The 19,276-nt window shown below is 72.5% G+C and carries 17 protein-coding genes; 10 read left to right on the top strand and 7 right to left on the bottom strand.

Features of this window, described 5'->3' with window-relative positions; all coding sequences use genetic code 11:
• Nucleotides 1–97: 97 nt before the first annotated feature.
• The 3 genes from GTY84_RS21985 to GTY84_RS21995 are packed head-to-tail and all read right to left on the bottom strand — an operon-like array spanning nt 98 to nt 2,152.
• The gene (locus GTY84_RS21985; RefSeq protein WP_161228030.1) at nt 98–871 is read right to left on the bottom strand and encodes an AIM24 family protein; all 774 of its coding nucleotides are present in this window, start codon (nt 869–871) and stop codon (nt 98–100) included.
• Entirely contained in the window at nt 868–1,518 is a 651-nt protein-coding gene (locus GTY84_RS21990) for an AIM24 family protein (protein ID WP_161228031.1), read from the bottom strand. Before GTY84_RS21990 ends, GTY84_RS21985 begins: the two co-directional genes overlap by 4 nt.
• Before the next feature lies 1 nt (nt 1,519).
• Nucleotides 1,520–2,152 carry an AIM24 family protein gene (locus GTY84_RS21995; RefSeq protein ID WP_161228052.1) on the bottom strand — a complete coding sequence of 211 codons (633 nt, stop codon included), beginning with the start codon at nt 2,150–2,152 and terminating at the stop codon, nt 1,520–1,522.
• A gap of 258 nt (nt 2,153–2,410) precedes the next feature.
• On the opposite strand from GTY84_RS21995, the gene GTY84_RS22000 reads away from it, so the two are divergent.
• From GTY84_RS22000 to GTY84_RS22020, 5 genes are all read left to right on the top strand, one after another.
• The gene (locus GTY84_RS22000) at nt 2,411–2,755 is read left to right on the top strand and encodes a DUF3817 domain-containing protein (RefSeq protein WP_161228032.1); all 345 of its coding nucleotides are present in this window, start codon (nt 2,411–2,413) and stop codon (nt 2,753–2,755) included.
• On the top strand, nt 2,752–3,045 hold the full coding sequence (locus tag GTY84_RS22005) for an MTH1187 family thiamine-binding protein (protein ID WP_161228033.1): 294 nt from the start codon (nt 2,752–2,754) through the stop codon (nt 3,043–3,045). Before GTY84_RS22000 ends, GTY84_RS22005 begins: the two co-directional genes overlap by 4 nt.
• A gap of 84 nt (nt 3,046–3,129) precedes the next feature.
• Entirely contained in the window at nt 3,130–3,639 is a 510-nt protein-coding gene (locus GTY84_RS22010) for a MarR family transcriptional regulator (protein ID WP_161228034.1), read from the top strand.
• A 259-nt stretch (nt 3,640–3,898) separates the two neighbouring features.
• A complete protein-coding gene (locus tag GTY84_RS22015; RefSeq protein ID WP_161228035.1) occupies nt 3,899–4,237 on the top strand; it encodes a DUF3817 domain-containing protein in 339 nt (112 codons plus the stop codon).
• A gap of 483 nt (nt 4,238–4,720) precedes the next feature.
• Complete coding sequence (locus GTY84_RS22020; RefSeq protein WP_161228036.1) at nt 4,721–6,421, top strand: methylmalonyl-CoA mutase family protein; 1,701 nt, start codon at nt 4,721–4,723, stop codon at nt 6,419–6,421.
• Between the two features lie 288 nt (nt 6,422–6,709).
• Here GTY84_RS22020 and GTY84_RS22025 read toward each other — a convergent pair whose 3' ends face one another.
• Complete coding sequence (locus GTY84_RS22025; protein WP_161228037.1) at nt 6,710–7,327, bottom strand: TetR/AcrR family transcriptional regulator; 618 nt, start codon at nt 7,325–7,327, stop codon at nt 6,710–6,712.
• A 366-nt stretch (nt 7,328–7,693) separates the two neighbouring features.
• Here GTY84_RS22025 and GTY84_RS22030 point away from each other — a divergent pair, with 366 nt between their 5' ends.
• The 4 genes from GTY84_RS22030 to GTY84_RS22045 all read left to right on the top strand — a co-directional run bounded on the left by GTY84_RS22030 (nt 7,694) and on the right by GTY84_RS22045 (nt 12,248).
• Nucleotides 7,694–8,674, top strand: a complete 981-nt coding sequence (locus tag GTY84_RS22030; RefSeq protein WP_202551551.1) for a tetratricopeptide repeat protein — start codon at nt 7,694–7,696, stop codon at nt 8,672–8,674.
• 636 nt (nt 8,675–9,310) lie between these two features.
• A complete protein-coding gene (locus GTY84_RS22035) occupies nt 9,311–9,943 on the top strand; it encodes a DUF6230 family protein (RefSeq protein WP_161228038.1) in 633 nt (210 codons plus the stop codon).
• A gap of 129 nt (nt 9,944–10,072) precedes the next feature.
• On the top strand, nt 10,073–10,666 hold the full coding sequence (locus tag GTY84_RS22040) for a DUF6114 domain-containing protein (RefSeq protein WP_161228039.1): 594 nt from the start codon (nt 10,073–10,075) through the stop codon (nt 10,664–10,666).
• A gap of 94 nt (nt 10,667–10,760) precedes the next feature.
• Nucleotides 10,761–12,248, top strand: a complete 1,488-nt coding sequence (locus tag GTY84_RS22045) for a hypothetical protein (protein WP_237532495.1) — start codon at nt 10,761–10,763, stop codon at nt 12,246–12,248.
• 82 nt (nt 12,249–12,330) lie between these two features.
• On the opposite strand, the gene pyk is transcribed toward GTY84_RS22045, so the two are convergent.
• The 3 genes from pyk to pta all read right to left on the bottom strand — a co-directional run bounded on the left by pyk (nt 12,331) and on the right by pta (nt 17,157).
• The gene (gene pyk / locus GTY84_RS22050; RefSeq protein WP_161228041.1) at nt 12,331–13,764 is read right to left on the bottom strand and encodes a pyruvate kinase; all 1,434 of its coding nucleotides are present in this window, start codon (nt 13,762–13,764) and stop codon (nt 12,331–12,333) included.
• Between the two features lie 73 nt (nt 13,765–13,837).
• Nucleotides 13,838–15,052 carry an acetate kinase gene (locus GTY84_RS22055; protein ID WP_161228042.1) on the bottom strand — a complete coding sequence of 405 codons (1,215 nt, stop codon included), beginning with the start codon at nt 15,050–15,052 and terminating at the stop codon, nt 13,838–13,840.
• On the bottom strand, nt 15,049–17,157 hold the full coding sequence (pta, locus tag GTY84_RS22060) for a phosphate acetyltransferase (RefSeq protein ID WP_161228043.1): 2,109 nt from the start codon (nt 17,155–17,157) through the stop codon (nt 15,049–15,051). Before pta ends, GTY84_RS22055 begins: the two co-directional genes overlap by 4 nt.
• A gap of 274 nt (nt 17,158–17,431) precedes the next feature.
• Between pta and GTY84_RS22065 the strand changes: the two genes are divergently transcribed.
• Nucleotides 17,432–18,457 (top strand): ATP-dependent 6-phosphofructokinase, encoded by a 1,026-nt coding sequence (locus GTY84_RS22065; RefSeq protein WP_161228044.1) that lies wholly within the window; start codon nt 17,432–17,434, stop codon nt 18,455–18,457.
• The last annotated feature ends 819 nt before the right edge of the window (nt 18,458–19,276 follow it).

Raw genomic sequence — 19,276 nt, forward strand, 5'->3', positions numbered from 1 at the left:
GAAGTCTACCTAAAAAGTTGAAATGTGAACTAGGAAGAGTGGCGATGTGACGGAGTCGCTGGGCAGGCGTTCGAGGTGACACTCCGCAGGGTACCGCTCACCGTCCGAAGCGGTTCTGAAGACCGCCGAGCTGTCCGGGAAGACCCCCCGCCCCCGGGCGGCCCCCCTGGCCGCCCGGACCGCCGCCGGGCACGCCCGCCTGTGCCGGGGGCAGCCCCCTGTCCCTCTCCTCCATCAGGGCCTCGCTCGACTGCAGCAGCACCGTCCCGGCGCCCACGAACTCGAACTGGTGCTCCTCCCCCGAGGCCCCTCCCAGCCCCGTCATGGCCCGCAGACCGCCCAGGAAGCCGGTCAGATAGGCGTGGTCGTAGTGGTGGCACGGGGAGGGGCAGTCCGCCCAGCCGACCAGGGCCTGCGGATCCACCCGGATCGGCGGCTCGACGAACACCACTGGACCATTCGACGCCGCCACGAACTTCCCGGTTCCGATCAATGTCAGAAAGCCCGGCACGATCGACTGCTTCAGTGCCAGACTCGGCTCGAAAGCGAGCAGATTGCCGGAGCGGATGGTCAGATTGCCGTCCTCCAGGTCGTACGAGTTCACATCGAAGGCCCGGTCCGCCAGCAGCATCAGGCCCGACCCCTCGGCCACCACCCAGTCGCTCGCGTGCAGCGGCGAGTGGAACGACATGCGCGTCAGGCGGTCCAGCCGGCCGTGCCCGATCCCGTTGAACTCGACCGACCCGTAGTAGGCGATCATCTTCCCCTTCTGCAGGAACCACTGACTCCCCTTCAGGGAGACGCAGAAGGTGTACGCGTTGACGTTGTCGTTCTCCGGCAGGGTCGACGGATCGTGGTGGACGATGCTCACAGCTTCTCCTCCGACGCCTGGACGTACACCGCGCCGCTGCCGCTCAGCTCCAGTTGGAACGCCTCGCCGGAGCCGCGCCCCACCATGTCCCGCCAGCCCAGCGCCGTGGACAGCCGGTTCCGCACGTCCCCGTGGTGGGCGACGTAGGCCTGGGGATCGACGTGCACCGGGCGCTGCGGGGTGATCGGGACCTCCAGCACCCCGCCGTGGGCCATCACGGCGACCGCGCCGTGCCCCTTCAGGGTGGTGGTGAACAGGCCCTGGCCGCTGACCTGGCCGCGCACCATGCCCATCACCCCGCCCTGCGAGCCCAGGAACACCGTGCCCTGCTCCAGGGTGCCCTCGAAGGCGAGCAGCCGGTCCGCCTCCACGTACAGGGTGTCGCCGGAGAGCCGGATCACCTGGACGTGGTGGCCGCCGTGCCCGAAGAACACCGTGCCGTCCCCCTCCACCGTCATCAGCGGCGTCGACTCGTTGGCCACCCGGCGGCCGATCATCGACATCACCCCGCCCTGCCCGCCGAGCAGATCGGGGGTGAACGTCACCTCGCCCCGGTACGCCAGCATGGCGCCGCGCTGGCTGAACAGCCGGACGCCCGGGGTCACCGTCGCCCGCACCATCTTGGAGTTGACCTCCTCGAAGCCCATGTCACACATCCCCCCCGACGGTGTTCCGCTCGCTGGGCTGCACGTACACCAGCCCGTCGCCCTCGAAGCGGATCTGGAAGGCCTCGCCGCCGCCCTCGCCGAACAGCGTGCGCACGCTCGCCCCGGACTGGAAGGACTGGCGCAGATTCCCCTGGTGCGCGACGTACGCCCCCGGGTCCACCGTCAGCGGGTACCGCGCGCTCACCCGCAGCACCACCGCCGGGCCGTCCGACATGATCGCCACCTGGCCGTGCCCCTCGACCGTCGTGGTGAACAGCCCGTTGCCCTGGGAGGCGCCGCGCAGCCCGGTGAAGCTCGTGCCGGTGCGCAGCCCGGGGTCGGCCGCCAGGAAGTTGCTGGACTCCACGTAGAGTCTCTCGCCCCGGAGCGCCACGAGGTTGATCTCCGAGGCCCGGTCCGCGAACCAGCAGGTGCCCCGCCCCTTCACCTCCATCACGGCCATCCGCTCACCGGTGAGCCGCCGCGTCACCATGCCCCGCACGCCCTCACCGCCGCCCGTCAGCTTCTTGAAGGCCATCTCGCCGTCGTACGCGACCATCGAGCCGTTCTTCGCCTTCACGGCGTCCCCGGCCAGGTCGACGGCGAGCACCCTGCTGCCCTGAAGTCGAAACATCGCCACGCAGCGAAGGTAGCCGCCGCGGGGGCCCCGCCGACAGCCCCGCGGGGGTGGGTTCGCCCTGATCTCTCCCCTGGGGGACGTCTCGGGGTCGCCCCGGGCGCGCGGCCCCGTCCCCGCCCCTCGCGCGGCCCGGTCCCACCCCCTCGCCCGGTCGCTCCGCGCGTTTGCCACAATGGACGGGGCGCTTGTGCGCGAGTTCACAAGCCGCCCCGGCCCATCGCTGCCCGATGCCCCTTTCCCTGAAGGTGACCCGTGGACCTCAAGACCGCCTCCGCCCTCCGCCGCCTCCGACTGGTCTCGGCCCCCGAGGCGATCTCGTTCCTGCTGCTGATCGTCTGCTCGGTGCTCAAGCGGACCACCGACTTCAACGCGGTGCCCGTGATGGGCATGCTCCACGGTGTCCTCTTCGTGCTCTATGCGGTCTTCTGGGCGGACGCCTGGAACCGCGCCAAGTGGCCGCTGGGCACCGCCGCGCTCTACTTCGTCCTCTCGGTCCTGCCGCTCGGCGGCTTCTTCGCGGAGCGGCGCCTCAAGCGCGAGGCCGAGAGCGCGGTCATCGCCTCCCGCGCCCGCCGGGAAGGGGTCGTCGGCGCATGATCGTCGCCTTCTCCGTGACGCCCCTCGGTGTCGGCGAGGACGTGGGGGAGTACGTCGCCGACGCCGTCCGCGTGGTCCGCGAGTCCGGGCTGCCCAACCGCACCGACGCGATGTTCACCTCCGTCGAGGGCGAGTGGGACGAGGTCATGGACGTGGTCCGGCGGGCCGTCGCCGCCGTGGAGGCGCGGGCGCCCCGCGTCTCCCTCGTTCTCAAGGCCGACCTCCGCCCCGGTGTCACCGACGGGCTCACCGGCAAGGTCGAGACCGTGGAGCGCCACCTCGCGTCCTGACCGGGCGCGGGGCGGCGAACAGGACGGTATCGAAGGACGAGACGGGGCTGAACGGCATATGACCGGCCGGTATGGTCTGGTCCCGTGCCGAAGCCCCTCAGTCTCTCCTTCGATCCCATCGCCCGAGCCGACGAACTCTGGAACCGGCGCTGGGGCGCTGTCCCCTCGATGGCGGCGATCACCTCCATCATGCGGGCCCAACAGATCCTGCTGGCCGAGGTCGACGCGGTGGTCAAGCCGTACGGGCTGACGTTCGCGCGCTACGAGGCGCTGGTGCTGCTCACCTTCTCCAAGGCGGGCGAGCTGCCGATGTCCAAGATCGGCGAGCGGCTGATGGTCCACCCCACCTCGGTGACGAACACCGTCGACCGGCTGGTGCGGTCGGGCCTGGTCGGCAAGCGGCCCAACCCCAACGACGGGCGCGGCACCCTCGCCAGCATCACCGCCAAGGGCCGCGAGGTCGTCGAGTCCGCCACCCGCGACCTGATGGCCATGGACTTCGGCCTGGGCGCCTACGACGCCGAGGAGTGCGCCGAGATCTTCGCCATGCTCCGCCCCCTGCGGGTCGCCGCCGGAGACTTCACGGCGGAGTGACGCCCGCCCGGCCGCGGGAGGCCACCCGTGCGGGTGGGAACCCCCGGCCGCCCGGCGCGCGCGGCCGTGCCCGCGCGGCGAGGAGGCCCGCCGGTTCCGGTTCGCGGCCGCCCCGCGTGCGGCCGTGCCCGCGCGGCGGAGCGGCGGCCCCTCGTGGCCCGTCGTGTCCCCGCGGGCCGGACGCGCCGCCCTCCGGCCGCCGCCGGGGTCCGGCGACCCGGGGCGGGATCTCCCGGAACGGCCCGTTACGCTCGATGCCATGAAGAAGAGCGTGCTGACCCGCTACCGGGTCATGGCCTACGTCACCGGTGTCCTCCTGGTCGCGCTGACCCTCGGCATGATCGGCAAGTACGCCCTGGACATGGGCGGCGCGGCCGACTTCACCCAGGTGGTCAGCATCGCCCACGGCTGGCTCTACGTCGTCTACCTGATCTTCGCCTTCGACCTGGGCTCCAAGGCCAAGTGGCCGGTGAAGAAGCAGCTCTGGGTGCTGCTCGCCGGGACGATCCCCACCGCCGCGTTCTTCGTCGAGCGCCGGATCAGCCGCGAGCTGGGGGCCCGGGGCGCGGACGGCGCCCCCGCCGTCGCCGAGGCCTAGGGCCTCTCGTTTGGACCATGCCGGGCTCGCGGGCCCCGGCGCCGCAGCTCGCCGGGTTGTCGTCGGTCGCCGGGGCTTCGCCCCGACTCCCTCCTCCGCCTTGCGACGCACGGCGCCGGACCCCGCTCCCTGATCCGGCCCGATCCAGACGAAACACCCTGGGCTCCCGCAGGGGGCCGCTCCTCCACGGCCGGTCCCCGCGCTCCGTCGCCGGTCCCGGTCGCGTCGCCGGCCCCGGTCGCGTCGCCGGGGCCGCACTCCGGCTGCCGGTGCCCGCGCTCCCGCCGCCGGGTGCGGCAACCCGCGTCACGGACGACGACGATGCCGCCGCCCGGCCCGGCGGCTCCGTGGGCGGGGCCGGGGCTCCCCGCGTCCGGCCGGTGACCGGTGACATGCCCGGTCACGGCCTCCCCGCCGCCGTACGGAGCAGCGCGTCGCGGCCCGCCGTCGACATTTACTTGGACGTCCTAGTAAATTGGAGTCATGGACGCTGACGCCATTGAGGAAGGCCGCCTTCGGTGGCAGGCCCGTTACGACGCGGCGCGCAAGCGCGACGCCGACTTCACCACGCTCTCCGGCGATCCCGTGGAGCCGGTCTACGGGCCCCGGCCCGGGGACGCGTACGAGGGGTTCGAGCGCATCGGATGGCCCGGGGAGTACCCCTACACCCGGGGCCTGCACCCGACCGGCTACCGGGGGCGGACGTGGACCATCCGCCAGTTCGCCGGGTTCGGCAACGCCGAGCAGACCAACGAGCGCTACAAGATGATCCTGCGCAACGGCGGCGGCGGCCTCTCCGTCGCCTTCGACATGCCGACGCTCATGGGCCGCGACTCCGACGACCCGCGCTCCCTCGGCGAGGTCGGCCACTGCGGCGTCGCCATCGACTCGGCCGCCGACATGGAGGTCCTGTTCAAGGACATTCCGCTCGGCGACGTCACCACCTCCATGACGATCAGCGGGCCCGCCGTGCCCGTCTTCTGCATGTACCTGGTCGCCGCCGAGCGGCAGGGCGTCGACCCCGCCGTGCTCAACGGCACGCTCCAGACGGACATCTTCAAGGAGTACATCGCCCAGAAGGAGTGGCTCTTCCAGCCCGAGCCCCACCTCCGGCTCATCGGCGACCTGATGGAGCACTGCGCCGCCGGCATCCCCGCCTACAAGCCGCTCTCCGTCTCCGGCTACCACATCCGCGAGGCCGGGGCCACGGCCGCGCAGGAGCTGGCGTACACCCTCGCGGACGGCTTCGGCTACGTCGAGCTGGGCCTCAGCCGCGGCCTGGACGTGGACGTCTTCGCGCCGGGCCTGTCCTTCTTCTTCGACGCGCACCTCGACTTCTTCGAGGAGATCGCCAAGTTCCGCGCCGCCCGCCGTATCTGGGCCCGCTGGATGCGGGACGTCTACGGCGCCCGGAGCGACAAGGCCCAGTGGCTGCGCTTCCACACCCAGACCGCGGGCGTCTCCCTCACCGCCCAGCAGCCGTACAACAACGTCGTGCGGACCGCCGTCGAGGCGCTCGCCGCCGTGCTCGGCGGGACCAACTCCCTGCACACCAACGCACTGGACGAGACCCTCGCCCTCCCCAGCGAGCAGGCCGCCGAGATCGCGCTGCGCACCCAGCAGGTCCTCATGGAGGAGACCGGCGTCGCCAACGTCGCCGACCCGCTGGGCGGCTCCTGGTTCGTCGAGCAGCTCACGGACCGGATCGAGGCCGACGCCGAGAAGATCTTCGAGCAGATCAAGGAGCGCGGTCTGCGGGCCCACCCCGACGGGCGGCACCCCATCGGCCCGATCACCTCCGGCATCCTGCGCGGCATCGAGGACGGCTGGTTCACCGGCGAGATCGCGGAGTCCGCCTTCCGCTACCAGCAGGCCCTGGAGAAGGACGAGAAGAAGGTCGTCGGCGTCAACGTCCACACCGGCTCCGTCACCGGCGACCTGGAGATCCTCCGGGTCAGCCACGAGGTCGAGCGCGAGCAGGTCCGCGTGCTCGGCGAGCGCAGGACCGCCCGGGACGACGCCGCCGTGCGCACCGCCCTGGACGCGATGCTCGACGCCGCCCGCTCCGGCGCCAACATGATCGGGCCCATGCTCGACGCGGTGCGCGCCGAGGCGACGCTGGGCGAGATCTGCGGGGTGCTGCGCGACGAGTGGGGCGTGTACACCGAGCCCGCCGGTTTCTGACCCGGGACCCCCGCCGGTGCCCGTGCCGCCGCTCCGGCGGGGCGTGGGCGCCGGCGCGGGCGTGGCGCCGGCATCGGCGTGGCGTGGGCACCGGCGGAGGCGTGACGCCGGTGTGGGCGCGGGCCTGGGGCGGGCTCGGCCGGTTCTCTGCGCCTCGCCCTTCTGCGCCGCCCTCGCCCTACCGCGCGCCCTCGGTTCACCGCGCACCCCCGCCCTCCCGCGCACCCCCGCCCTCCCGCGCACCCCCGCCCTTCTGTCCCGCCTCTCCCCTCTGCGCCGCCCGCCCTCCTACGCCGCCTCCGACAGCCCGCCCAGCAGCACCCGTATGAGGCCGCGCACCCACTCGCCGTCCGCCGGTTCCGCGCGGACCAGCGTGCGGTGCACCACCGCCCCCGCCACCACGTCGAAGATCAGGTCCGCCGTGCGGGCCGCCTCGGCCGGGTCCGTCTGCGGCGGCAGCTCCCCGCGCCGCTGCGCCCGCGACCGCCCCTCCAGCACCAGCCGCTTCTGCCGCTCCACGATCGACGCCCGGATGCGCTCGCGCAGCGCCTCGTCCCGGGTGGACTCCGCGACCACCGCCATCAGCCCGCTCATCGCCTCCGGCCGGGCCAGGATCGCCGCGAACTGGCGCACCACGCCCTCGATGTCCGCCGCCAGCGAGCCCCGGTCCGGCAGCTCCAGCTCGTCGAACAGCTCCGCCACCGCGTCCACGACCAGCTCGTTCTTGCCCGCCCAGCGGCGGTAGAGGGTCGTCTTGGCGACCCCCGCCCGCGTCGCCACGTCCCCCAGCGTCAGCCCGGACCAGCCCAGGTCGACCAGTGCCGCCCGCGTCGCGGCCAGGATCGCGGCGTCCGCGGCGGCGCTGCGGGGGCGTCCGGCACGGCCGGCGGAGGCGCTGCTCTGCATGTGCCGACCCTAAGGGCTGTCCCGCCGGGGAGCGCGGGACGGCCCTCGGCGGCGGCCCGCCGGTCCGGTCGTGAGAGAGATCACCGGGGCGGGCTGTCGCGGCGGCCCCCGGTGGCATTACGCTACGAGGCGTAGCGAAAGCGCGGGCGACCTCCCGCGCCCGAGCGACGACCACGACAGGCGCGGGGTGGGGACCCGGCGCCGCACCGCCCCTGCGGCCGGCGCCCTCCGGCCGGTGGCGGCACCCGCGGGACCCGCCGGGGGACCTGCCCGCGGAGCACGGCTCGGCACGGCGAACGGCACACATACGGGCGGGCTTCCACCCCGCTTTTCACGCGCACGCGCGGTACGGGGGAGGATGGGTCCATGCAGCCACGGAACATGTCCATGAGCGGGGTCGTCGACCTCGCCGCGGTGAAGGCGGCCCAGGAGGCCAAGGCGAAGGCGGAGCAGGCGCGCGCCGAGGCCGCCCGCAACGGCGGGGCGGGTGCCGTCTCTCCCGCCGACCTCGTCATCGACGTCGACGAGGCCGGATTCGAGAGCGAGATCCTCCAGCGGTCCACCGAGGTCCCGGTCGTCATCGACTTCTGGGCCGAGTGGTGCGAGCCCTGCAAGCAGCTCAGCCCGGTACTGGAGCGGCTCGCCGTCGAGTACGACGGCCGCTTCCTGCTCGCCCGGATCGACGTCGACGCCAACCAGATGCTCATGCAGCAGTTCGGCGTCCAGGGCATTCCCGCCGTCTTCGCGGTCGTGGCCGGGCAGGCCCTGCCGCTCTTCCAGGGCGCCGCGAGCGAGACCCAGATCCGCCAGACCCTCGACCAGTTGGTCCAGGTCGCCGAGGAGCGCTTCGGCCTGACCGGCCTCACCGTCGACCCCGACGCCGAGCCGGGCGGCGGCGGTCCCGACGCCGCCGCCGAGCCCCCCGCCGGTCCGCACGACGCGGCCCTGGAGGCGGCCGTGCGCGCGCTGGACGCGGGCGACATGGGCGCGGCCGTCGAGGCGTACCGCGGTGTCCTGGCCGAGGACCCGGGCAACTCCGAGGCCAAACTGGGCCTCGCCCAGGCCGAGTTGCTCCAGCGGGTGCAGGCCGCCGACCCGCAGGCGGTGCGCCGGGACGCCGCCGAGCGGCCCGGCGACGCCGAGGCGCAGATCGCCGCCGCCGACCTCGACCTCGTGGGCGGCCACGTGGAGGACGCCTTCGGGCGCCTCATCGACACGGTGCGCCGCACCACCGGCGACGACCGCGATGCCGTACGGCTGCGGCTGCTCAAGCTGTTCGACGTCATCGGCGCCGACGACCCCCGGGTCGCCGCCGCGCGCCGCGCGCTCGCCCGCGCCCTGTTCTGACGGATCCGCAGCGCCCTCCGGCCTGTGCCGCCGACGGCTCCCCGTCCGGGAGCCGTCGGCGGAACCCCGGAATGGTTCCCGCTTTGCCAAATCTTGGTAATCGGCTTTGCTGTTACTGCAAGTAAGTCAACCGCGTCGTTCTGTCGGCCTTCGTCCGGCCATCGCGGTCTTTGTTCTGCCCTGACGTCGCACCCAGTGTCGCTGTTTCGCGGCTCTGCGAGGTGCCACGGGCATGTGCGCGTTACCAGCGAGTAATGAACCCCTTGTGCCGGGGGCGGGAATGCACCACGATCGGCCACGCTCGGTCCATTCCCCCCTCCCCGACAGCCAATCGGGGCACGGGGCTTCCTGGGTCCCCACCGGGCAGGACCGCGGCCGTGCCGTCGGTCCTCGGGCAGGGGGGTCTTCGCTCTCCCGGCGGAGCCTGTCCGTGCAAGGTTGTGCGTGATCTGTGTCAGGCGCGACCAGTGGTTGTCGCTCGGGGGTGATCGCCGGTGATTCGGACGCGCTTACGTGCCGCCGAGCACGGGCGCTCTCCTTCCCGAGGACGTAGCACTTCTCCCATCCCTGCCCTGCCGAGCCGCCGTCCGGCGGTGGAGCCGGGGTCAGGAGATGTACGTCCGAGAAGGAGGAAATATGGAGTCCCAGGTGCGTGGCGGGACGAGATGGAAGCGGTTCGCGGTCGTCATGGTGCCGAGCGTGGCCGCCACCGCAGCGATAGGCGTCGCGCTGGCGCAGGGCGCCCTCGCCGCGTCGTTCAGCGTGTCCGGCCAGTCGTTCAAGGTGACGGCGGACCGGCTCGACGGTACGGGCTTCGTCCAGTACGGGGCCATCGACTCGGGCTACACGCTCGACGGCAGGCAGACGGCGCACCCGGTCGCCGTGTCGGCGTTCAAGACCGCGTCGATCGAGGGCATGTGCCAGTCCGTGGTCACCCCGGACATCCCGGTGCTCGGTTCGGTCAGCCTCATCCTGAAGGCCGGCGGGGGCGGCACCCCCGTCCGCGCCGAGAACCTGTACATCGACGTCGAGCAGCTCGAGGCCGATGCCACCTTCCGCGGCATCGACATCGGCGTGGCCGCCAAGGACGCCGCCAAGGGTCCGGGCATCCACAAGGGCGACACCGCGAACCCGTACGGGTTCGCCCAGCAGGCCGACTCGGCGACGCTGCTGAACGTGAAGCAGACGGCGTGGGCGACCACCGCCGGAACCTTCAAGCTCAGCGGGCTGAAGATGTCGCTGTCCAAGGGTGTCAAGGAATGTTACTGAGCACCCCCTGACGGGCGCTCACTGACGGGTGGGGGAGCCGGTGGCGCCCCCGCCCGTGCAACCCGGTCCGCGCCCGGCGCGCGGGCCGGGTCTCCACCCCAGCAAAGCCGTACCAGGGAGCTGTTTTCCATGAGCGCCGAGACCCCTGCCGCCGCATCCGGCCAGTTCACGCACTGGAGGCTGCAGTTCCGTGACTGGCGAGGCACCCGGCCGTTCTGGGCCGGCCTGTTCGTCGCGCTCGGCGGACTCCCCATCGCCTACTTCCCCTACGCGAACCTCCAGATCGGGCACCTGACCCTGGCGATGGCCACCACCGCCGGCGCCGGGTCGCTGATCATCGGCGTGCTGCTGGTCGTCCTGGGCGTCAGCCTCTGGTTCCAGAAGCACGTCCGGGTCTTCGCGGGCGTGGCGGCGATCCTGCTCGCGCTGGTGTCCATCCCCGTCTCCAACCTCGGCGGCTTCTTCATCGGCTTCCTGCTCGCCCTGGTCGGCGGCGCGATGGCCGTGTCGTGGGCGCCCGGCGAGCCGTCGGCGGACGAGTCCCCGGCGGAGGGCAAGGGAGCGGGCGTCGCGCCCGGGGGCCCGGTCCCCGGCATGGCGGTGCCCGGCGTCCCCGCGCCCGGCGCCCCGGTGCCGCAGCCGCGGGACACCACGGACGAGCCGAACGATCTGTCAGGAACGAGCCCGGCCAACGGGGCGAACGGGAGGCACAGTGCCGGCTGACGAGGTGACCAGCGGGACCGATGCGGAGGGGGTCCGGGCGAGGACCGGGCCGCGCCACGCGGCGCCCAGAAAGCCGTTGCTCACCAGATTCCACATGCCGGCCGGGAAGGCGATAGCCCTGGCGGCGATGCCCACGGCCGTCCTCATGGGCATGGGGTTCACGCCCACCCTCGCCCTCGCCGACGGCAACGACGCGGTGGCGCCGTCCTCCAACAGCCTGACGGCCGAGGAGTACCGGGCGTGCGTGGAGGCCCTGGCGGGCGGGCCCGGGCCCTCCGGCTCCGCCGAGCCCCCGCACTCCGCCGGGCCCTCCGAGCCGGCCGCCGGGCCGAGCGGTACCCCGACCCCGTCCTCCTCCCCCGACCCCACGCCGGACCCCACCCCGACCTCCGCCGTCACGTCCTCGCCGACGGACGACGGCGGCCAGGGCGTGGGCGGCCGGCCGTCCCCCTCCGCGAGCGCGGGCCGGGGCACGGGACCGTCCCCTTCGCCGGATTCAGGTTCCGACGACGAGGGCGGGCCCGGAACCGCGCCCGGCACGGGCACCGTCCCGCCCGCCCCGCAGCCCTCGGTCCCCCGGGGCGGCGGTCTCCTCCAGGACGTCGGCGACGCCCTCGGCGACGGGCTCGGTGACACCCTGGGCGGTGTGCTTCCCGGCGGTGTGCTCCCCGGCGGCGGGGGAGGGGGCGGCGTCGGCCCCGGTCCCGGCCGGGGCGGAGGGGGCGGCACCGGGGGCGGCCCGGGTGCCGGGGCCGGCCGGCCCCCGGTGCCGGACGCCGCACCCACCGCCGGGGCCCCGCGGCCGGAGGCGTCCGGCCCCGCGGCGGACACGTCCCCGGCAGCGGACGCCACGGCGACCGGCGTGGCCGGGAAGACCGCGAAGGACACACCGGACACCGGCACCGGCGGCGCGGCGGGGGACACCGGCGGCGAGGGCACCCCGCCCGGCCCCGGCACGACGCCCGGCCCCGGCACGGCCGACGGCGCCACGGCCGGGACCGGTCCGGCGGGCGGGGAGAAGGACGGAGCCGGCGACGGGCCGCCCGGTGCCACGGAGGCGGCCACCCCGGCCCCCACCCCCTCCGCCAGCACCGGCCCCGACCCCGCCGACTGTCCCGTCGCCACGGACGCCGAGGGCGGTGTCGACAACCCGGTGCCGCTGCCCGACGACCCCTGGTACCTCAACGCCGGCTCCCTTCTGCTCAAGGGCGCCTCGTACCAAGGCGTCGTGCGCGTCAGGACCGCCAACGGCACCACCAAGAAGGTGCTCAAGTACGTCATATCCGGCGGCACCGACATCGGCGACCTGCACCAGACCTACAAGGACGCGCAGTCCGGGCGGACCTACCACGTCCGGGCGGCCCGGGGCTCCACGTCCACCATCCGCGACGGTGAGACCGTGATGTACACGGAGAGCATCTCCGGCAACCTGCTCGGGCTCGTCCCGGTCACCTTCGCCCCGGACACCCCGCCGCCGCTCGACATCCCGCTGATCTACTTCACCAAGGTCACCGTCGTCCAGGCCGGGCAGTTCGGCGGCACCCTGCACATCCCCGGGCTGCGCCAGTACATCACCGGCTGACCGGCCGTCCCGGTACGACGACGAGGGTGCCCCCGCATCCCGGGGGCACCCTCGTCGTCGTTCCGTACCGCGCGCCGGGGCGTCAGGCGTCGCGCCGCGCCTCGCCCAGGTGGAGCACCCGGACCATGTTGGTCGTGCCGGGCACCCCGGGGGGCGAACCGGCGGTGATGATCACCGTGTCACCGGCGTTGAAGCGCTTCAGCTCCACCAGCCGCTGGTCGACCAGCTCGACCATCTCGTCCGTGGTGTTCACCAGCGGCACGACGTGCGGCTCCACGCCCCAGCTCAGCGCCAGTTGGTTGCGGGTGCCCTCGTCACTGGTGAAGGCCAGGATCGGCTGCACCGCGCGGTACCGGGACAGCCGGCGCGCGGTGTCGCCGGACTGGGTGAAGGCCACCAGGCCCTTGCCGCCCAGGAAGTCCGCGATCTCGGCGGCGGCCCGCGCCACCGAACCGCCCTGCGTCCGCGGCTTCTTGCCCGGCACCAGCGGCTGGAGGCCCTTGGAGAGCAGTTCCTGCTCGGCCGCGGTCACGATCTTCGACATGGTGCGTACCGTCTCGATCGGGTACGCGCCCACGCTGGACTCGGCGGACAGCATCACCGCGTCGGCGCCGTCCAGGATCGCGTTGGCCACGTCCGAGGCCTCGGCGCGGGTAGGCCGCGAGTTGGTGATCATCGACTCCATCATCTGGGTCGCCACGATCACCGGCTTGGCGTTGCGCCGGCACATCTCGATGAGGCGCTTCTGCACCATCGGGACCTTCTCCAGCGGGTACTCGACGGCCAGGTCGCCGCGGGCGACCATCACACCGTCGAACGCCATGACGACGTCCTCCATGTTCTCCACCGCCTGCGGCTTCTCCACCTTGGCGATGACGGGGACCCGGCGGCCCTCCTCGTCCATCACCCGGTGGACGTCGCCCACGTCCTTGGCGTCCCGGACGAAGGAGAGCGCGACCAGGTCGCAGCCCATGCGCAGCGCGAACCGGAGGTCCTCGATGTCCTTCTCGGACAGCGCGGGGACGTTCACCGCCGCGCCGGGCAGGTTGATGCCCTTGTGGTCGGAGATGACACCGCCCTCGATGACGATCGTCCGCACCCGCGGACCCTCGACCTCGACGACCTTCAGCTCGACGTTGCCGTCGTTGATGAGGACCTGGTCGCCCTTGGTGACGTCGCCGGGCAGGCCCTTGTACGTCGTCCCGCAGACCGTGCGGTCGCCGGGCACGTCCTCGGTGGTGATGGTGAACTCGTCACCACGGACCAGTTCCACCGGGCCCTCGGCGAAGGTCTCCAGACGGATCTTGGGGCCCTGGAGGTCGGCCAGCACGCCGATGGCCCTGCCGGTCTCCGCGGCGGCGGCCCGGACCCGGTCGTACCGGCCCTGGTGCTCGGCGTGGGTGCCGTGGCTGAAGTTGAAGCGGGCCACGTTCATCCCGGCCTCGATCAGCGCGACGAGCTGCTCGTGGGAGTCGACCGCGGGGCCGAGAGTACAGACGATTTTCGAACGGCGCATGGGGCGATCCTAACGGTTTGTTTCGCGGCGGAATATTCCGGCCGTCGGAAGATACAAAAGGGCGGGATGCCGCTCAGGTGAGATCGGATGAGTCGCTCACCAGCGCGTAGGTCTGCGTCGCGATCTCCATTTCCTCGTCGGTCGGCACCACGGCCACCGCCACCCGCGCACCGGGCGGCGAGATCAGCCGCGGCCCGTCGGCCCGAGCGGTGTTCAGCACCGGGTCGACCTCCGGCCCCAGCCCCTCCAGCCCCGCCACCGCGGCCTCCCGCACCGGCGCCGCGTTCTCCCCGACACCCGCCGTGAACGCGATCGCGTCCACCCGCCCCAGCACCGCGCAGTACGCGCCGATGTACTTCCGCAGCCGGTGGACGTAGATGTCGAAGGCGAGCCGGGCCCGCTCGTCGCCCGCGTCGATCCGGCGCCGGATCTCCCGCATGTCGTTGTCACCGCACAGCCCGATCAGACCGCTCCTCTTGTTGAGGAGAGTGTCGATCTCGTCGGCGGACATTCCGGCAACGCGCGTCAAATGGAAGATGACGGCCGGGTCCACGTCTCCCGACCGGGTCCCCATCACCAGCCCCTCCAGCGGCGTCAGGCCCATCGACGTGTCCACGCACCGCCCGCCCCGCACCGCCGACGCGGACGCCCCGTTGCCCAGGTGCAGCACGATCACGTTCACCTCCTCCGGCTCCCGGCCCAGCAGCCGTGCCGTCTCGCGCGAGACGTACGCGTGGGACGTGCCGTGGAAGCCGTAACGGCGGATGCGGTACGCGTCGGCGGTCTCCACGTCGATGGCGTACCGCGCGGCCGACTCCGGCATCGTGGTGTGGAACGCGGTGTCGAAGACCGCCACCTGCGGCAGGTCCGGCCGCAGCGCCCGTGCCGTGCGGATGCCGGTCAGATTGGCCGGGTTGTGCAGCGGGGCCACTGGGATCAGGCGCTCGATCTCCGCCATCACCTCGTCGTCGACCACCGTCGGTTCGCTGAACCGGATGCCCCCGTGCACCACCCGGTGACCGATGGCCGCCAGCTCCGGCGAATCGATGCCCAGACCGTCCCGGTCCAGCTCCGCCGCCATGGCCTTCAGCGCGGCGTCGTGGTCCGCGACGGGCCCGGTCCACTCGCGGTCCGCACCGCCGGCCGGGGAGTGCGTCAGCCGGGACGTCCCCTCCCCGATCCGCTCCACCAGACCCACCGCGAGCCGGGACCGGTCCCGCATGTCGAGCAACTGGTACTTCACCGACGACGAGCCGGAGTTGAGGACCAGAACACGGGAGGCGTTCACCGGCTCCCCTCCTTCCCGCTCGGGGACGCCGCGGCGGACGGCCGCTGCGCCTGGATCGCGGTGATGGCCACGGTGTTCACGATGTCCTGCACCAGCGCCCCCCGCGACAGGTCGTTGACGGGCTTGCGCAGCCCCTGCAGCACCGGCCCCACCGCGACCGCCCCGGCCGAACGCTGCACCGCCTTGTACGTGTTGTTCCCGGTGTTCAGGTCCGGGAAGATCAGCACACTGGCCTGGCCGGCCACCTCCGAACCGGGCAGCTTGGTCGCGGCGACCGACGGCTCCACCGCGGCGTCGTACTGGATCGGCCCCTCGATCCGCAGATCCGGACGCCGGGCCCGCACCAACTCGGTGGCGGCGCGCACCTTGTCCACGTCCGCGCCCGAGCCGGAGGTCCCGGTCGAGTACGACAGCATCGCGATCCGGGGCTCCACCCCGAACCGCGCCGCCGTGGCCGCCGACTGGGCCGCGATGTCCGCCAACTGCTCCGCGTCCGGGTCCGGGTTGACCGCGCAGTCCCCGTACACCAGGACCTTGTCGGCCAGGCACATGAAGAACACCGACGAGACGATCTCCGCGTCCGGCTTCGTCTTGATGATCTCGAAGGCCGGCCGGATGGTCGCCGCCGTGGAGTGCGCCGAGCCCGACACCATGCCGTCGGCCAGGCCCTCCTCCACCATCAGCGTCCCGAAGTAGTTCACGTCCGACACCACGTCGTAGGCCAGCTCCACGGTCACCCCCCGGTGCGCCCGCAGGGCCGCGTACCGCTCGGCGAAGGAGTCGCGCAGCTCCGAGACGGCCGGATCGATCAGCCGCGCCTCGCCCAGATCGATCCCGAGGTCGGCCGCCTTCTTGCGGATCTGCTCCACCGGACCGAGCAGCGTCAGCTCGCACACCCCCCGGCGCAGCAGCACCTCCGCGGCCCGCAGCACCCGTTCCTCCGTCCCCTCCGGCAGGACGACCCGGCGCAGATCGGACCGCGCCTGCTCCAGCAACTGGTGCTCGAACATCATCGGCGTGACCCGGTCACCGCTGGGCGCGGAGACCCGGCTCCGCAGATCGGCGGTGTCGACGTACCGCTCGAAGACGCCCAGCGCGGTCTCCGCCTTGCGCGGGGTGGCGGCGTTCAGCTTGCCCTCCAGCGAGAACAGCCGCTCGGCCGTCGGGAAGCTGTTGGCGGGCACCGAGAGCACCGGGGTCCCCGGGGCGAGGCGGTCGGCCAGGGTGAGGATCCGGTCGCCGGGAACCTCGTCCAGGGTGAGCAGCACGCCCGCTATCGGCGGTGTGCCCGCACTGTGCGCGGCCAGCGCCCCGACCACCAGGTCCGCGCGGTCACCGGGCATGACCACCAGACAGCCGGGGGTCAGCGCGGCCAGCAGGTTCGGCAGCATGGCGCCCCCGAAGACGAAGTCCAGCGCGTCCCGCGAGAGCCCGGAGTCGTCGCACAGCACCACCCGGGCACCGAGGGCGTGCACGATCTGCGACACGGTCGGTGCCGCCAGGGCGGGCTCGTCGGGCAGCACCCAGCACGGCACCGGCAGCCTGCCCGCGAGCCGCTCCTCGATCAGGTCGCGGTCCTCGCGGGCCACCCGGTTGGTCACCATCGCGAGCACGTCGCAGCCCAGCCCGTCGAAGGCGCGGAACGCGTTGCGGGTCTCCGCCAGCACCGACTCCGCGGACTGCCTGCGGCCCCCCACCACCGGGATCACCGACGCGCCGAACTCGTTGGCCAGCCGGGCGTTCAGCGACAGCTCGTCGGGAAGCTGGGTGTCCGCGTAGTCCGTGCCCAGGACCAGGACGACGTCGTAGTCGCGGGCGACCAGGTGGAAACGGTCGACCAGCGCCGACACCAGTTCGTCCGTGCCCTGTTCGGCCTGCAGCGCGGACGCCTCGTGATAGTCCAGTCCGTACAGCGTGGCCGGGTCCTGGGCGAGCCGGTAGCGGGCGCGCAGCAGCTCGAACAGCCGGTCCGGTCCGTCGTGGACCAGGGGACGGAAGACGCCCACCCGGTCCACCTGCCGGGTCAGGAGCTCCATGACCCCCAGCTCGACGACCTGGCGGCCGTCACCGCGGTCGATGCCGGTCACGTACACGCTGCGCGTCACGCGTGCTCTCCGTTTCGTGTGGTGCGTCCGGTGTGTTCCGGGGCCGGTCCGGCCCGTGCGGGAGACCCAGTGTGGGAGCCCCGGTGCGGGGAGCAGGGACGGGGTCGGCGCCTGAATCGCCAAAAATCGCCCCTACGGGTCAGTGGAACCCTCTTGACAATACCCTCGGGCGTAGGTACGACGCCCGTCAATGTAGCGTCGCCACTGTTACCCGGAACGTGGAACAATCGGCACCGGTTCACCGGCGTCGACAGCGAGCAGGAGACACAGCACGATGCGTATCGGAGTTCTGACCGCAGGCGGCGACTGCCCTGGCCTGAACGCAGTGATCCGGTCGGTCGTGCACCGAGCGGTGGACAACTACGGCGACGAGGTCATCGGCTTCGAGGACGGCTACGCCGGTCTGCTCGACGGCCACTACCGCACCCTCGACCTCAACGCCGTCAGCGGCATCCTGGCCCGCGGCGGCACCATCCTCGGCTCGTCGCGCCTGGAGCGCGACCGGCTGCGAGAGGCCTGCGACAACGCGGGCGACATGATCCAGAGCTTCGGCATCGACGCCCTCATCCCGATCGGCGGCGAGGGCACCCTGACGGCGGCCCGGATGCTGTCCGACGCGGGCCTCCCGGTCGTCGGCGTGCCCAAGACCATCGACAACGACATCTCCTCCACCGACCGCACCTTCGGCTTCGACACGGCCGTCGGCGTGGCGACGGAGGCGATGGACCGGCTCAAGACCACCGCCGAGTCCCACCAGCGCGTCATGGTCGTCGAGGTCATGGGCCGGCACGCAGGGTGGATCGCCCTGGAGTCCGGCATGGCCGCCGGCGCGCACGGCATCTGCCTGCCCGAGCGCGCCTTCGACCCCGCCGATCTGGTCAAGATGGTCGAGGCGCGCTTCGCCCGCGGCAAGCGGTTCGCCGTGGTCTGCGTCGCCGAGGGCGCCCACCCCGCCGCCGGCACCATGGACTACGGAAAGGGCGAGATCGACAAGTTCGGCCACGAGCGCTTCCAGGGCATCGGCACGGCGCTGGCGCACGAACTGGAGAAGCGGCTCGGCAAGGAGGCCAAGCCGGTCATCCTCGGCCACGTCCAGCGCGGCGGTACGCCGACCGCGTACGACAGGGTGCTCGCCACGCGCTTCGGCTGGCACGCCGTGGAGGCCGCGCACCGGGGCGAGTTCGGCCGGATGACCGCCCTGCGCGGCACTGACGTGGTCATGGTCCCGCTGGCGGAGGCCGTCACCGAGCTGAAGACGGTCCCCAAGGACCGCATGGACGAGGCGGAGTCGGTCTTCTAGACCCCTCGGTTCCGTCGGGACTCCTCGGTCCCGACGGGACCCGTCGGTTGCATGTCGCGCGGTGGCCGCCACGTCGACGGCGAAGCGCAGGCGCGCACGCCCTCGGCGCGGCGGTTCCCGTTCTTTGGGGCTCGGTCCCTGGGTGCCCATAAAAATCTGTGAACAGTCGGCGACCTTGTGTGCACATGGCGCTCAGGTGAGCGCATCGAGAACATCGCCCAGGGCCAGTGTTCACGCATTCAAAACCACCACCCCCCCGCGCGCCGTTCCGCCCCCTGGCCGCCGCTGCCGGGGCGACAGTGTCGAGGACGCGCACCTCGCCCCGGCCGCCGCGCTCATGGGCTTCGTCGACGATGGCGATGCGGCATGTTTCATCTGCGCCGGACACCGGCCGTCAGGCGAAGCCGGTTCACGGTGTCCCCGGACCGCACCGGCGTGAGCACCCGTCACTTTCGTGAGCACGGTCCACATCAGTGAGCATTGCTCGCGGCGCAGAGCATCGCTTCCTTTGCGGAGCATCGCTCACTCTGCGGAGCAGTGCTCACGTCCTCGATCGCTGCTCGCATCGCGGAGCAGTGTTCGCGCTGGTGAGCACCGTGCGTGCCCGCGTGTGCCGCCCGCCATCAGATGGCGTGATCGGTGCTCTCGCTGGTGAGCGGCGTGCGCGCTTGCGAGCACTGTCCACCGACGTGAGCACCCTTCGCATCCGTGAGCAACGCTCCCATGCGTGAGCAACGCTCCCGTGCGTGAGCAACGCTCCCGTGCGTGAGCAACGCTCCCGTGCGTGAGCAACGCTCCCGTGCGTGAGCAACGCTCCCG

Source organism: Streptomyces sp. SID8352 (assembly GCF_009862265.1).
GTDB lineage: Bacteria > Actinomycetota > Actinomycetes > Streptomycetales > Streptomycetaceae > Streptomyces.